Source organism: Salicibibacter kimchii, assembly GCF_003336365.1.
Lineage (GTDB): Bacteria > Bacillota > Bacilli > Bacillales > Marinococcaceae > Salicibibacter > Salicibibacter kimchii.
The window spans coordinates 3330799-3345606 of sequence record NZ_CP031092.1 but is presented as its reverse complement, the minus strand read 5'-3'; the positions used below and the strand labels follow the sequence as shown (position 1 = coordinate 3345606).

Below are 14808 nucleotides of genomic sequence, written 5' to 3'. Positions count from 1 at the left end.
CTCTGCTTCTAAGATCGAATCGCAAGTTTTTTCACGTTTGCCAGTGCTTCTTCTCTCGTCTTTCCGGTGACGTTCACATGACCCATTTTTCTGCCCGGTCGCGCTTCCGCTTTTCCATATAAATGAAGAAATGTATTGCGATAGTCCGGAATTGTTTCTATGGCTGTTTCCACGTGTTCACCGAGGACGTTATCCATCACCACCGGCGTCGCTAACTCCGGTGTGATAAGCGGCCACCCGCAGATAGCACGTACGTGCAAATGGAATTGCGACACGTTGCAAGCATCAATCGAGTAGTGCCCCGAATTATGGGGGCGCGGCGCAAGTTCATTTACGTATAGGCTCCCATCTTCGAGATAAAACATTTCGATTGCAAGTGTGCCCACGAGGGAAATGTTTTCTGCGAACGTTTCAGCCATTTCCAGCGCAGATTGTTCGGCTTTTTCATCAATGCGTGCCGGTACAATCGTCCGTTTCAGTATGTTATCTTCATGGTCGTTTTCAGCAATCGGAAACGTAACGATCTCCCCCGTTTCCGTCCTCGTAACGATTACGGAGATTTCTTTGGCAAACGGGACCCACTGTTCCAACACGAGGTCACCCAAATCTTTCAGTTGCTCATAAGCTGTCAGCACGTCATCGCCATCGCGGATGACAACTTGCCCTTTTCCATCATAACCTCCACGGCACGTTTTAAGTACTGCTGGTCTTCCCAGCTTAGCGATGCCTTGCCGTAAAGATTCCTCCCCGATGACTTCGAGATATGGTGCGGCGTCAAGACCTGCATCGGTGAGCGCTTCTTTTTCACGCAAGCGGTGTTGGCATATGCGCAGAAAGCGAGCGCCCTGCGGGAGTTTCTTTTCTTCCTCTAAAATAGCGGCTGTCTCAGCATCCACATTTTCAAACTCAAAGGTGACGACATCACTGATCGCTGCCAGTTTTCGCACGGCTTCATCATCATCATAAGCGGCAACGATTTCTTCATCGGCCACTTGTGCAGCGGGAGCATCTGCCTTAGGCTCAAGAACCGCGATGCGATAACCCATTGCTTTTGCCTCTAGTGCCATCATCCGTCCGAGCTGCCCGCCGCCTAAAATTCCAATGGTTTTTCCCGGTGTAATCATCGTTCGTTTTCTTCCCCCTGTGCCAATACTTCATCAGCTTTTTTATCACGCCGCGCTTGTAGTTTTTCAGCCAATGTCCCGTCAAACGCGGATAATTGTTGCACCGCCAACAACCCGGCGTTTTCCGCGCCTGCCTCACCGATCGCGACAGTAGCCACCGGTACCCCTTTTGGCATCTGTACAATCGAAAGCAGCGAATCCCATCCACTCAACGCTTTCGATTGGATGGGTACACCAATGACGGGAAGTGTCGTCTTAGCCGCCACCATGCCCGGAAGGTGGGCAGCACCACCAGCACCCGCGATAATCACTTTTATGCCGCGTTCGCGTGCGCCTTCTGCGTATTGAAACATAGCATCAGGTGTACGATGTGCCGATACGATTTTTTTCTCGAAAGGCACTTCAAACGCTTCTAAAATCCGACAAGTATGCGCCATCGTCGCTTCATCAGACGTGCTCCCCATGATCACGCCAACTTCAATAGCCATCCATTAACCTCCGTTCAACATAAAATAGCCCACTGTCCAAGAGGAAGCCTAAAGACACAGTGAGCAAATTCTGCGCATCTCTGCAAGCTTCCTCATAGACCGGCCGTTTACGGCGACCAGGTAGAAACGTTCGAGCCATATTCCCGAATTATATGAGGATTTTTTTCATCGTTCTTCTCTGTTTTCATCGTAGTATGTGTAAGAAAAAATGTCAATGTAAAAGTCGAATGTTTCTGATACGTGTATATATAATCGTTCGGAAATTGAATATAATATTTCGTGAACATGCTCCCTTTCCCCGGTTCAGGTACGTTTTTTGCCACACGAGTATAAAATGGATGGTAATCCCGCATTTTATTGGGCATCTTATCACCATCGTTATTTTCTTGTATGCTTAATACATCCAGTTTTATAATCAAACACCAAGGAATAGGAGTCTTTCAATGATTAAATTACAAGCCTTCCAGCGGTCTCATATGAAAAAACTCATCGAATGGATCGAAACGCCGGAATTTCTTTTACAGTGGGGCGGCCCCAATTTCACTTTTCCTTTGGATGAAAATCAAATCGAACGCTACATGCAAGAGCCTGACCGCTACATATATAGCGTCGTGGATCAAGAAAGTGAGAGGATCATCGGGCACATTTCATTGGGGAGAATCGATAAAGAAAACCGCTCGGCAAGGGTCGGCAAAGTGCTAGTCGGTGATCCGGATGCCAGGGGCAAAGGGATTGGGCAACGTATGATGCGCGACATCCTTACGATTGCATTTGATGACATGAAGCTTCATAGAGTCAGTCTCGGTGTCTTTTCGTTTAACGAACCGGCGATTGCCTGTTATGAAAAGGTGGGCTTTAAAAAGGATGGATTGCTGAGAGATCTAAGAAAAATGGGCGACGACTATTGGAGTCTTTTTGAAATGAGCATGCTGGAGAGTGAATGGGAAGAGAATCGGATTCACCTTGAGCGGTTAGGTTGATCCTCGTTTTTCTTGTTGCGAAGGAACCCTATTGATATCAGCCAAAACGGCTACGCTTGGTAGTTGGAACTCGATTATATCCCATCCAGACTTTTTAAAACCCGAACAGAGGGAAAAATCTAGGTCAGGGGGTATCTAACCGCACCTTTAGCGACCGAACAAAGACGAAAAACTGATTCAAGGGTATCTAATCCCAGTGCGAAAAGGCACCCGACTTTAGAGGGTTATTTGCGTCAATGTCAATCAGTACTCTTTATTTATACCCCCAAATGCTTCGTACAATTATACAACGTGCAATCCCAGTTATTTTCCCATTTTCGAAGATTCGTTACCGATGTATTTTCAAGGCGTGTGATTGGGAAGGTTTCCGGCATTAATCGCTGGATCGTTCGGGTAATTAACCCTCCGTGACTGACGATCAGTACGCGCTTATTCTCATTTTTTGCCGCGGTTTCTTCCAAAAATTCATAGCCTCGCTGTGATAGTTCCTCCGCCGTTTCGATCCCTAAGTCTAACTGCCGCCAATCGCTCCCCCATTTTTCCACCCTTTCATCTTCAGTGGTGCCTTCAATCTCTCCGCAATCCATTTCCCTTATTCGCGTGTCATGGCTGACCGGCAATTTTAATTTAGCGGCGATTATTTCAGCCGTTTCCATAGCACGCGATAAATCACTGGCAACGATCATATCCCACTTTTCTTCCAAGAACAGCCGATTGGCCAAAGCACTGGCTTGTTGTTTTCCCGTCACATTGAGGGGAATGTCTGTGATCCCCTGTGCTCTTCCATTTTCATTCCAATCCGTAATCCCGTGCCTAATGAGTCCAAATGTCGTCAATGCAGTCAACTCCTTCTAAAAATCAAAAAAACTCCATTATTAAGGGCTTTCTAGGCGCTTTCCAGACACTCTCGTCTACATTCTTGTAAGGGCTGGGGCCTCAATGCTTTCTTAAGCTCTAACTCCATTATACGTCATGTCTTTCTGATCTCCGCCAGAAATATGTCGGCCAAATCATCCTTGTTCACCAACAAATCCGCAAGGGTGTAGTCATCAAGCACTTTTAAGAAAGCTTCGTTCGCTCTATGCAACGCACCTTTAAGGCGACAAACGGGGCTGATGGCACAGAGATGATTTTCGTTAAAACAGTCGACCAACGCCATGTCTTCCATTTCCCTAACCAATGCGCCAACATTTATGTTTTCAGGCTTGGCTCCAAGTTGAATGCCCCCGTTTCGTCCACGGATGGTTTCGAGATAGTTTTTCCTGCCCAAGTCATGGACTATTTTTTGTAAGTGATTGCTTGACAGTTGATAAGCCGAGGCAATTTCTTTAATCGATGTTCGACCACCTTCGGGAAGTGTCCCCACGTAGATCAACACGCGCAATGAATAATCGGTATAAGATGTGAGCTGCACCGTGACCCCCTCCTTTCTTTAGAAAAATGTGACCATTTATTTAAAGATGTATTTTATATATTGCTTTTGAAACTATCTTACATTACGATAAAGATGTATTTCAAATGCTACTTAAAAATTGGAGTGCTTTTTTATGACCACCAAAATGCTTTCCTCACAACATGTAGAACAAATTAAAGCGAGTGCACCCGTTCTGGCTGAAAAAGGCGAAGCCATTACAACACGATTTTACGAGCAAATGTTTGAAGCCCATCCCGAACTGTTGAATATCTTCAATCATCGCAACCAAAAACAAGGAACACAACCGAAAGCACTTATGCAAACGCTTTACGCCGCTGCTGTCAACATTGAAAACCTTGAATCTTTGCTCCCCACCGTCAAAAAAATTGCACATAAACACGTCGCCCTGCAAGTCGTTCCGGAACAATATCCGATTGTCGGCCATTATTTGTTGAAAGCAATGAAAGAAGAGCTCGGGGAAGCAGCAAGTGATGAATTGCTGGAGGCCTGGGGCGAAGCCTACGAAATCGTCGCGGACATTTTCATTGATGCGGAAAAAGAATTATATCAGGAAACAAAAGATCAACCTGGCGGTTGGAACGGTTTCCGACCTTTCGTGGTCGACGGAATAACAAAAGAAAGCGAGGGTATCACTTCCTTTTATTTCAAACCTGAAGACGGGGAAACGCTGCCGACGTTTTCACCCGGCCAATACATTACGCTACGCGTGTTGTTGCCTGACGATCAATACACCCATTTGCGTCATTACAGTTTATCCGATGCCCCTGACAAAGATCATTTTCGTATTTCCGTAAAAAGGGAGGCGTCGCCAGACTATCCTGATGGCGAGATTTCCAATTTCCTTCACGATCAACTGAACGTTGGAGACCAAATCTCTATCAGCGCGCCAGCTGGTGTATTCACGGCCGATGTAAACGCCGATGACCCTATCGTTCTACTCGGTGCCGGCATCGGACAAACACCGCTTATCAGCATGGCCAAAGGGGCGCTCGAAGCGAACCCGGAGCGAAACATTGATTTTGTTTATACTACCAAAAACGAAGAAAATCACGCGTTACTTGAAGAAATGAACGTCCTCAATGACCAATATGAAAACTTCCGTCCCCATGTGCGCTACACGGAGACCGACGCTCATGTCGATAAAGAATTGCTTCATACGATCATTGAGGAAAACGATGGACAAAAATTCTTTCTATGCGGCCCCGGTACGTTTACCGCGGATATGAAAGACATACTGGAGCAAGACCTCGGCATCAGCGAAGAACGTATTGAAAGAGAAATGTTCAAACCGTTTGTTTGAAATCAGGCCGTATCGCTGGGAACAGTAATACGGCTTTTTCCTGTCACCCGATCGGGTGTTTCATGGACGTCAACGTAAGGCAGAAAACCTGTCTTTGGATGGCAATTAACGTATTCCAAATCCAAATCTTCCGGTTGCAGCACGGATACTTCATGCCACAAAATGGCTCATAACTTCTTTATCCCATTATCGAAGCGCAATTGTTAAATAACGAAAAATATTATTGTCCCTATTCTTGATTACATTTCGATAATCGGGTTAAAACCAAAAGCTAGTAAAGCCACATCTTTTCAACGAAATAATGCGGCTTTACAACGCAAGAGCAAATAACTAAACACCGGCCACGTCGGTCACCCATGAATATCCCGTTTTTGATATCCGATAAAACCGGCGATGATCAGTCCTACCGCGAGAATGGTCAGCACAATCATCGGCATCCACGCCATCTCATCGACCGGGAGTTGAGGGGTATGCCCAAATGGTGACAAGTTAGCGATCCACTCCGGAAAATCAAGCAATCCTCCCATATAAAGAACAATGAAGGAATAGAAAATATAAAACCAAACAACACTAGTTATTTTTGGAATAAACCCAACGAGCAACACGGCAATTCCAATCATGACAAGCATGGCCGGATAGTAGACCAGCGCGGCCCCGTAAATCGTCACGAAATCCAATCCTTCTTCCATAGAAACCGTGCCCGTGCTCCAAAGACCTATGCCGGTCAGTGAAAGCATGACAAACCCGTTTACGATCGCGATGACCAAATAACTGCCCATTAACCTTGTCCGCGAAACCGCTCGGCTCAGTACATGCTCTATACGGTTCTTTTTCTCCTCCCCATGAAGTTTAAGCATAGCCATGACAGGTGGCACCGTGGCAAGCAGCCCCATAACAATCATGAGCATCGGAATGAACTGTTCTGTTAGCGTGTAGCCTTCCTCTTCCACGAGCATTTGCTCCATCATTTCATTGCCTTCAAAGAAAGTTTCCAAATCACCTAAAACAGAGCCATAAGCAGCGCCCATGACGAACATGCCGATAGCCCATGCGATTATGCCGGTCCGTTGCAGCTTTAAGGCAAGGCCGAATGGATGTTGTAAAAAGAAAGAGGCGGTTCTTCGCCCAGGTTTTGCCGGGAAAAAGCCTGCTTCCAAGTCACGGATGGCATTCAAATAGTTTGCGATGATAAATAAAAGGATCGAAAATCCAATCAACATGAAAATCGGCCACCAGTAGTTATTTGCATACACCTCTGTTCTCGTCACCCAATTTAAAGGAGAAAACCAAGACAATGTGTCGTTGCTGACATCACCGACCGCGCGGATAAGATAGACAATAAGCAACACGGCAATGGACAAACCGATGGTATTGCGGGAATTCTGAGAAAGCTGGGCGAATAGGACGGTTACGCCTGCAAAACAAATGCCGGCAGCCCCCAAAGCAGCACCGTAAAGTAAGGAACCTTCAAGATCCATGCTTTCAATCCCTAAGGCATACAAGCCAAAACCGTTGAGGAGCGCCAGAATCACATTCGTTGTGCCCACAACAAATAAAGTCGCGTTTAAATTGGAAAGCCGGCCGACCGGCAACGAACGAATCATTTCGATACGCCCGTCTTCTTCATCTGCCCGTGTATGGCGAGTCACCAGCAGAATGCTCATCAGTCCAACGACGACCGTGGTAAGCAGGAGCATTTGATGTGCGGTCATGGCGCCAATTGTATAATTTTCCAAATCACCCGGGCCGACCATAGCCGTCATCGCGGGATTTTCCATCGTTTCTGCCATCCCGTCCCGTTCTTCTTGGGACGAATAAAGGTCAGTAAAAGCGATCGGCACAATTAAAGTAAAGAAGGTAATACCGATCAACCATAAAGGAATCCGGAGGCGGTCCCTTCTTACGATCAACCTGACAAGAGAAGCGGTATTTTTCAGTAGAGATGCCATCAAGATCCACCTCCGACATCGGATTCATCTTTTTGCTCGTAATGGCGCATAAATAAATCTTCCAATGTCGGCGGTGCACTTTCCAATTTCACGATGCCAAATTGGCTGATATGTTTGATCACACTGTCCAGTTCTTCGGCGTCGACTTGAAAGGAAAGTGCCTGCCCTTGCGCTTCGATGTCATAAACGCCTTCGTGGTTGTCTAAAGATGGGATCGGTTCTTTTGTCTCCACGAACACATTGGTTCTCGTTAAATGACGAAGCTCCTTAAGCGTCCCTGTTTCAATAATTTTTCCTTCGCGAATAATACCGACGTGGTCGCATAACTTTTCTACTTCTGACAGAATATGGCTGGACAGCAAAACGCTCTTGCCTTTGTTTTTCATATCCAGGACGTATTCTTGAAATACTTGCTCCATGAGAGGGTCAAGCCCGGCTGTCGGTTCATCCAAAATATAAAGGTCTGCCTCGGATGCGAATGCTGCCACTAACGCGACCTTTTGGCGATTCCCTTTGGAGTATGTTCGGCATTTTTTTGTAGGATCCAAATTAAATTTTTCAATCAATTCTTCCCGTTTGTTCTGGTGGTTTGCGCCGCGTAATTTCACAAACAGGTCGATCACTTCACCGCCGGTTAAATTTGGCCACAAATTCACATCTCCCGGCACATATGCAATACGCTTATGGATGTCAACGGCATCCGCCCAAGCATCTTTTCCAAAGATCTTTGCCTCGCCTTTTGTCGCCTTTAAAATGCCGAGAAGCACACGAATAGTCGTCGATTTGCCCGCACCGTTCGGGCCAATAAACCCGTAAATTTCTCCTTCTTTCACATCGATATCGACGCCATCCAATGCGGTGAATTTCCCAAATCTTTTTGTTAAATTGCGTACGCTTAATAGACTCATCGCACATCCTCCCGGTCTTTATAAAAACTTGTTTTTAACACGTCCAAGTATTCATAGAACTCATCCCAATAAGGTTGTAAATCTACGTTTGCAATCTTTGTGCCCTTAAATTGTTGTATTAATTCATTTTGGTACCCCTCGATCGCCCAGCGTATAAGATTGAATGCTTTTTCTACATCGACATCATCACGAAATAAATTTTTATCAATATTTTTATAAAATAGTTCATTTCCGATTTCTCGAAAATTCGCCAACCGGGTTTTCAATTCTTCCGGCAATTGCTCTTCATCATTAAAAAGTACGGTTCCTATAAAATTATTGACATTCGGATATTTATCGAAATACGCCGCTTTAATCCCCGCGATATCTTTCAACCTTTTGATGAAATCTGATTCATTCATGTCAATAAGAACGATATACTCATACCAAATAACGTTTAAGGCGTAATCGATAAGATATTCATAAAGGTCTTTTTTATTATTAAAATAGTGAAAAAGCATTCCCTTGCCGATACCGGCATTTTTGATGATTGTATTCGTAGAAGCTTGCTCATATCCGTTTTCGGCGAACGCTTGAAGGGCGGCATTCCTTATTCGATTTTTCTTCGTTTCATCAAGGTTTTTAAAGGCTTCATTCATGGCTTCCTCCCCTTCGTTTTTTAGAATAGACCAGGTTGGTCGACTTAAGTATAACGCCAGTCGACCATGGTGGTCAATCCTATTCATAAAAAAGAACTGCCTTTCAACGGCAGCCCCTTTAAAATATGATCGTTTTATTATCATGGACAATAATTCTGTCATCAACATGCCATCTTACCGCCCGGACGAGAACGCTCCTTTCGATGATCCGGCCGTTCTTTTTCAAATCTTCCACCTGATCGCGGTGGCTTACGCGTTTGATGTCTTGCTCAATGATTGGGCCTTCGTCAAGGTCATTGGTAACATAATGGGAGGTGGCGCCAATAAGTTTCACCCCTCGATCGAATGCGCGGTCATACGGTTTCGCACCTACAAATGCGGGTAAAAAGGAATGGTGAATATTGATGATTTTTTCAGAATAAGTCTCGACAAACGCCGGCGTCAAAATTTGCATATAGCGGGCGAGTATGATGACATCAATATCATGTTCTTCCAATAGCTTGAGTTGTTGTTGTTCAGCTTCTTGCCGATTGTTTTTATTTGCCGGAATATGGACGAAAGGGATGCCGAACGATTCCACAAAATTTTTCGCTTCCGGATGATTGCTAACAACAAGCGGGATGTCCATCACCAAATCTTCGTTCTCCCACTCCAAAAGCAACTCGCGCAAACAGTGGAGTTCCTTGGATACAAAGATCGCCGCTCTTTTTAAATCATGCACAAAAGATAGCGTCCACTCCATCGAAAACCGTTGAGCAATGGTCTCGAATTCCTCCTGCAACAACGTCTTTTTCGAGTCGAGATCCGGACATTCGAATTCAATCCGGATAAAAAAATCGCCGCCTTCCGGATTTGTGGAGTACTGGCTGGATTCAATGATGTTTGCTTGATGAGTCGCTAAAAATTGAGAAACGGCTGCCACAATACCACGCTGATCCGGGCAAGTAATGAGAAGGCGTCCCCGATTTTTTTGATCCTGTTGAAACGCTTGATGCTTATTTTGATTGGTTGGTTCCATAATGGCTCCTTGCTATGCTGGTGTATAGTGTTATGAAAAAGCTCACTATTTTATATTATAACATGCACTCAGGCTTGGCGAACCCGACCCTGTTACCAGGGAGAAACAATTCCGTGAAGACGAAAAAAGTCACCGTGAATACGTGAGTACTAAAGAGAACGTTTGCCCTATGTCAGGACAAACTTGCCTGCTACCATTACATCCGGTTTTTGATCTCATCTAAGGATTCCTCACTGAAACCTGTCACTTCAACGATTTTTGAACGGTTCAAACAGTTCGGTGATCGCCTTTTTCCAAAGGCCATCTTTGTCTAAATAAGAGGTAGGCTTCTTGCACAAGCAGAGGCACTGTATTTGCCATGATTTTACCACAACCTTCATTCAATGATAAATATTCATGGTGTGGGAACTTAGATGAACGGCGAGGGTGATGGAGAGTACTTATGTATAGCATCACCCATATACTAAAAGGTGTTCGGATGATTTTTTTCACGTAACGCCAAATCCAATTGGAAGTCGACGGCCGTTCTAATGAGTATGCGGATTTTACATGTATAAATTTTGCTGATCTAAAAAATGCTCGGCAAAAATGTTTGATTTCCGCCGAGCGTACCCCATCGTGTATGTAGTTTAGTGATATTCATGCAGCCCCTGATAGAGCGCATTCGCCGCTTTGTTTCGAAAATGATCGGTTTTCATCGTCTCTGCTTCTCCCTTATTGGTCACAAATCCTAACTCCGCTAGAGCAGCAGGCATGTCCGTGTTGCGGAGAACGCTGAAATCACCAGATTTCACCCCTCGATCGTTGCTTCCGAATTCTTCAACCATATTATCTTGCAGATCGGAAGCCAATGTCTCGCCGTCATTGTCCGATGGATGATGAAACGTTTCCGTGCCACTTACCCCTGGATCAGAATGTGCATTTGCATGGATACTGACAAATGAATCGGCTCCGCTATCATTTGCTATATTTGCTCGATCTATAAGCTCAACAAAACTGTCACCTTCGCGGGTCATAATCACTTCCGCTCCTACTTCTGAAAGCCGCTGCTCTGTACGATGGGCGACGTCATACACAAGTTCTTTTTCATAAAGGCCATTGGCGTAAGCGCCACTATCATGGCCTCCGTGCCCTGCATCAATGACAATTGTTTCTCCGGAAACATTTGCATCAGCCTTTTGCTCAGATAAACCGCCAACACTTGCAATACTTAAAATAAAAATGGCCGTCCCTTTTATCACTAGTTTTTGTTTCTGCATAAAACATTCCCCTTTGGATGTAGATTTTCCTTTACTCTATCTTAAAAAAGGAGAACTTTATAGCCAAGGGGTATAAGAAAAATAGGACTTTTACGTTAAAAAACACATCATTAGTCTATTTTTTCCATTTCATGTTTATATAGCTTTATCCTATACTTTATAGGAATCATTGATTAGTTTTTCCTTTGTTATTTCTTTACGCAAGGGCACAACCTTTTCGTGATGCCAATGATTGGCTATTTTTCTTTTCCGGAGTGTTATGCTACTTCCACATGGCTCCCCTTTAGTGCTTAAAAAAATAGCGGCATGTTCCACCATGCCACCATTTTTCACTAAACTTTATCCCCGACGAACCGGCCGTTTTCAAAAAAACGCTCGATCTTGGCTTCCACTTCTTCGTCTTCGATGAGCGGCGGGGCATGGTGCGGTTTGATGCGCGCGTCGATGACCATCGTGTCACAACCCCAATGTTTGTTTTCAATAAAAGCATTGACCCCATGCATGTCATGCGAGGGATTGCTACGTGTAAATGTTGCCCAAAGAAAATTTTCTTTGGTTTTACTGAGAAAGTCACTGTCATCGCAAACGATGACGAGTGGACATGCGGACATGTCAGTGTTATCAGCGATCTCGTCGATCATCGCGTTTATGTCCTCTGTCGCTTTCTGTTCATTTTGATAGGCGTTTATTTCAATTGCTACCACACCGGGCATGACAAGTTTCGGGTTTTTCAAACGCTTCATTTTTCCCATGCCGGCAGGAACTTGACGGCATAGTTCACGTTTCTTATCTCCGTAAGCAGCCAAAATCACTTTGCTTCCGCTGTTCAGGCCTGTCCCCGAATAATCAAGCGTATCGATCGTTGTGTTCGTCTGGAAATGAAGGTCGCGATGAAGATCGATCCGTTCCAAAATGTATTGCATGAAACCGAATTCGTCATGTATGTTAATCGAAACATCATCTTCGGCGGTGATCCATAGATATTTCGCCAGGCTCAATTGGCCGAAGCCGAGAATGCGATTGGCAATGGTTAACAGTTCCATCGGTTTTTTTACGTTTTCAAAAGGCGTATACCGCTCGCTTCCGATTGCAAATAGCAATGGATGCACTCCGGCAGCGTCAACGGCATGAACCTCTTTTACACCCGGAAGCTCTTGCGTGACCGCTTTTCCGGTCAATTGATGGATAATCTCACCAAAGCTCGTATCTTCTTGCGGCGGGCGTCCCACAACGGTAAACGGCCATATCGCGTCCGGTTTCCCATATACTTTATGTACACGTAAAACCGGGAATAAATGTTTCAAACTATAGTAGCCGAGGTGGTCGCCAAACGGACCTTCCGGCTTCGTATCCTCGGGGTAAACCTCTCCGGTGATGACAAAATCCGCATCGTGACTAATCACATAACCGTCCTCATAACTATGGCGAAATCGGCGCCCTGATAGAAGGCCTGCAAACAACATTTCGCTTAAACCTTCAGGAAGCGGCATAACAGCAGCCAACGTGTGAGCCGGGGGGCCGCCAATAAAAATACTGACTTTTAACGGTTCCCCTTTTTCTTTCGCTTTCGTATGATGTACGCCTATGCCGCGGTGAATCTGGTAATGCATACCGATCTCTTCGTCCGGCACATAGTCATTCCCATTCAGCTGTGCCCGGTACATGCCCACATTTGCGTTCATGATCCCCGGGTTGCCCGGATCTTCAGTATACACTTGCGGCAATGTCACGAATGCACCGCCATCTCCCGGCCAGGACTGTATCATCGGTAAATCAGAAATATTCATTTCTTCCAGTTTAGACATGTTCACGCTCGTTAAGCGCATCGGCAATGCTTTCATTGCTGAAAATCCGGTGCCCACATTTTTCAACGGATGCTTAAGCGCGCTCATCGGATCATCACGCATGGCGATCACATCATGCACACCGTCCCACGTTTTGCGGAACATGTATTTACTTCGCGCCGGCGTTCCGAATAAGTTTGATACGGCGCGATACCTTGAACCTTTCACATTTTCAAATAAGACGGCAGGCCCACTCTCTTGATAAACGCGGCGATGGATAGCGGCCATTTCCAAATAAGGATCGACCTCTTCACGAATTCGCACAAGTTCGCCCTGCTGCTCTAAATCGAGTACGCATTCTTCCAAACTTCTATACATTATATCTATCATGGAAACTTGACATATTTCCAACCAACCCTTTCCCATATATTCTCTTCTCTATGATACCATGTTGTTTTCCATATCTCGACGCTCACAACATGGCCCTATATTATTTTTTCCATAACTACAATATCGATATATTCCCCGTCCATCATGCCCTGTTCCTTCATGACTCCGACTTCCCTGTATCCGGCTGACGCATATAGCCGATGCCCTTGTTTATTAGACGGCAATGAAAATAAAACAATTTTATGAAGCGCAGCGTCTTTTGCCGCTGCTTCGATCGCACTTAATAATAATTTTCCGATACCATTTCCTCGTTCCTGTCGAGTAACATAAACCGATAACGTTGCAACCTTCCGATAAACATATCGTGAAGAAAATGGAAGTAAGGACGCCCATCCTACGATGGTGTCTTGCTTTTCAGCGATCACTACCGGTGATGTTTCCTCACGCTCACGGAACCAGGCTTCCATCATGGGCATATCTTTTTCATCTGTATCCAGCGTAGCAATACGATCATGAATGCCTTGGTTGTAGATGTCCAAAATCTCAGGCAGATCTTCTTCTTTCGCATGTCGTGTTTGTATCAAACTGTGATTCTCCTTTGAGCCCGGTCAATATCGCCAATTGAACGTAATCTTTTCACAGAAAATTCATTCCAAAAGGCCGGTCATCGTTTGATGGCAGACCCCTGGAATGTAACGCAAGACTACGAATGCTTATCTTTAATGGCTTCCAATTCTTTTTCCGTGAGGTTTGTTACTTCAAGAATTTCTTCATCCGAAAAATCTTTCTTCAGCATTTTTTCGGCTATTTCAATTGTCCTCTCGCTTTTGCCTTCTACTTTTCCTTCGGCTTTTCCTTCTACTCTTCCCAGTTCCTTCCTTTCTTCCCGCAGCTCATCAAGAAAAGGTTTTAATGTCGGGAGATCGGGGGACGTCGTATCGTCCATATCACTCGTCTCCTTTCCAATCATCGGCTTGATGTTTTTTTGCAATTTCTCTGTCATCTTCTTTGGGATTTCCATTAGATAGTCGATAAAATATAATAACGCATTGACATATTCCTTGGGATTTTTCTCTTGATCATTCAGTATCAATTCGAACAAACGACGCTTAAATTGGTAACGTTTGCTGGCATTGTTTTTACTCTTCATCAACTTATCGGTATACCTTTTTCCTTCTATAACCAGATAAATGCGATGAAATTCCTGCTCAAGTGAGTCAGGGATTTTACTCCAATCTAGCTTCTCGTAAAGATCGCGCGCGAAAAATAACATGAACGGCTCAAACAGTTCCGTGATCACCTTTTTCCAGAGGCCATCTTGGTCCAAAGTGTACGAGGTATGTTCTTCCTTAGCAAGCGCCAACGATTCGTTAGTCATTATTTTATCACATCCTTTTTGCAGAAAAAATTCTGTTATACAAAGAATAGCATATACCGTTTACAGAAACAAATGTTCCCATATAATATTCACCAGACATTGGTTATGCTTGATTTATCCCCCCCATTAATTAAGGGCGGGATCCTAATCTGGGATC

Annotated in this window: 15 protein-coding genes and 1 riboswitch; of the genes, 2 read left to right on the top strand and 13 right to left on the bottom strand. The window is 44.8% G+C overall.

Annotated elements, in window-relative coordinates:
* Window positions 1-8: 8 nt before the first annotated feature.
* Both purK and purE read right to left on the bottom strand, forming a co-directional pair.
* A complete protein-coding gene (gene purK, locus DT065_RS17025) occupies window positions 9-1124 on the bottom strand; it encodes a 5-(carboxyamino)imidazole ribonucleotide synthase (RefSeq protein ID WP_114375416.1) in 1116 nt (371 codons plus the stop codon).
* Window positions 1121-1612, bottom strand: a complete 492-nt coding sequence (gene purE, locus DT065_RS17020) for a 5-(carboxyamino)imidazole ribonucleotide mutase (RefSeq protein ID WP_114375414.1) — start codon at window positions 1610-1612, stop codon at window positions 1121-1123. The genes purK and purE overlap by 4 nt, the downstream gene beginning before the upstream one ends.
* A 75-nt stretch (window positions 1613-1687) precedes the next feature.
* A riboswitch (purine riboswitch) is annotated at window positions 1688-1788 on the bottom strand.
* A 267-nt stretch (window positions 1789-2055) separates the two neighbouring features.
* Between purE and DT065_RS17015 the strand changes: the two genes are divergently transcribed.
* Window positions 2056-2592 (top strand): GNAT family N-acetyltransferase, encoded by a 537-nt coding sequence (locus DT065_RS17015; RefSeq protein ID WP_114375412.1) that lies wholly within the window; start codon window positions 2056-2058, stop codon window positions 2590-2592.
* A 257-nt stretch (window positions 2593-2849) separates the two neighbouring features.
* On the opposite strand, the gene DT065_RS17010 is transcribed toward DT065_RS17015, so the two are convergent.
* Together DT065_RS17010 and DT065_RS17005 are read right to left on the bottom strand one after the other, a co-directional pair.
* Window positions 2850-3428 (bottom strand): histidine phosphatase family protein, encoded by a 579-nt coding sequence (locus DT065_RS17010; protein ID WP_114375410.1) that lies wholly within the window; start codon window positions 3426-3428, stop codon window positions 2850-2852.
* Between the two features lie 134 nt (window positions 3429-3562).
* Window positions 3563-4006 (bottom strand): Rrf2 family transcriptional regulator, encoded by a 444-nt coding sequence (locus DT065_RS17005; protein ID WP_114375408.1) that lies wholly within the window; start codon window positions 4004-4006, stop codon window positions 3563-3565.
* Window positions 4007-4139: 133 nt separating this feature from the next.
* On the opposite strand from DT065_RS17005, the gene hmpA reads away from it, so the two are divergent.
* On the top strand, window positions 4140-5327 hold the full coding sequence (gene hmpA, locus DT065_RS17000) for an NO-inducible flavohemoprotein (protein WP_114375406.1): 1188 nt from the start codon (window positions 4140-4142) through the stop codon (window positions 5325-5327).
* Between the two features lie 2 nt (window positions 5328-5329).
* Here hmpA and DT065_RS16995 read toward each other — a convergent pair whose 3' ends face one another.
* From DT065_RS16995 to DT065_RS16950, 9 genes are all read right to left on the bottom strand, one after another.
* The gene (locus DT065_RS16995) at window positions 5330-5488 is read right to left on the bottom strand and encodes a phenylacetaldoxime dehydratase family protein (RefSeq protein ID WP_160112628.1); all 159 of its coding nucleotides are present in this window, start codon (window positions 5486-5488) and stop codon (window positions 5330-5332) included.
* A 189-nt stretch (window positions 5489-5677) separates the two neighbouring features.
* Window positions 5678-7276, bottom strand: a complete 1599-nt coding sequence (locus tag DT065_RS16990; RefSeq protein ID WP_114375402.1) for an ABC transporter permease — start codon at window positions 7274-7276, stop codon at window positions 5678-5680.
* Window positions 7276-8184 carry an ABC transporter ATP-binding protein gene (locus DT065_RS16985; RefSeq protein WP_114375400.1) on the bottom strand — a complete coding sequence of 303 codons (909 nt, stop codon included), beginning with the start codon at window positions 8182-8184 and terminating at the stop codon, window positions 7276-7278. Before DT065_RS16985 ends, DT065_RS16990 begins: the two co-directional genes overlap by 1 nt.
* Window positions 8181-8822: a TetR/AcrR family transcriptional regulator gene (locus tag DT065_RS16980; RefSeq protein ID WP_114375398.1), complete on the bottom strand. Its 642-nt coding sequence runs from the start codon at window positions 8820-8822 to the stop codon at window positions 8181-8183. The genes DT065_RS16985 and DT065_RS16980 overlap by 4 nt, the downstream gene beginning before the upstream one ends.
* Window positions 8823-8940: 118 nt before the next feature.
* Window positions 8941-9840 carry a formyltetrahydrofolate deformylase gene (gene purU / locus DT065_RS16975; RefSeq protein ID WP_114375396.1) on the bottom strand — a complete coding sequence of 300 codons (900 nt, stop codon included), beginning with the start codon at window positions 9838-9840 and terminating at the stop codon, window positions 8941-8943.
* Window positions 9841-10469: 629 nt separating this feature from the next.
* Window positions 10470-11099, bottom strand: a complete 630-nt coding sequence (locus tag DT065_RS16970; RefSeq protein ID WP_114375394.1) for an N-acetylmuramoyl-L-alanine amidase family protein — start codon at window positions 11097-11099, stop codon at window positions 10470-10472.
* 332 nt (window positions 11100-11431) lie between these two features.
* Entirely contained in the window at window positions 11432-13261 is a 1830-nt protein-coding gene (locus tag DT065_RS16960; RefSeq protein ID WP_114376399.1) for a UbiD family decarboxylase, read from the bottom strand.
* 107 nt (window positions 13262-13368) lie between these two features.
* Entirely contained in the window at window positions 13369-13857 is a 489-nt protein-coding gene (locus tag DT065_RS16955; RefSeq protein ID WP_114375390.1) for an arsinothricin resistance N-acetyltransferase ArsN1 family A, read from the bottom strand.
* Between the two features lie 119 nt (window positions 13858-13976).
* A complete protein-coding gene (locus DT065_RS16950; protein WP_114375388.1) occupies window positions 13977-14651 on the bottom strand; it encodes an RpnC/YadD family protein in 675 nt (224 codons plus the stop codon).
* Between the last annotated feature and the right edge of the window lie 157 nt (window positions 14652-14808).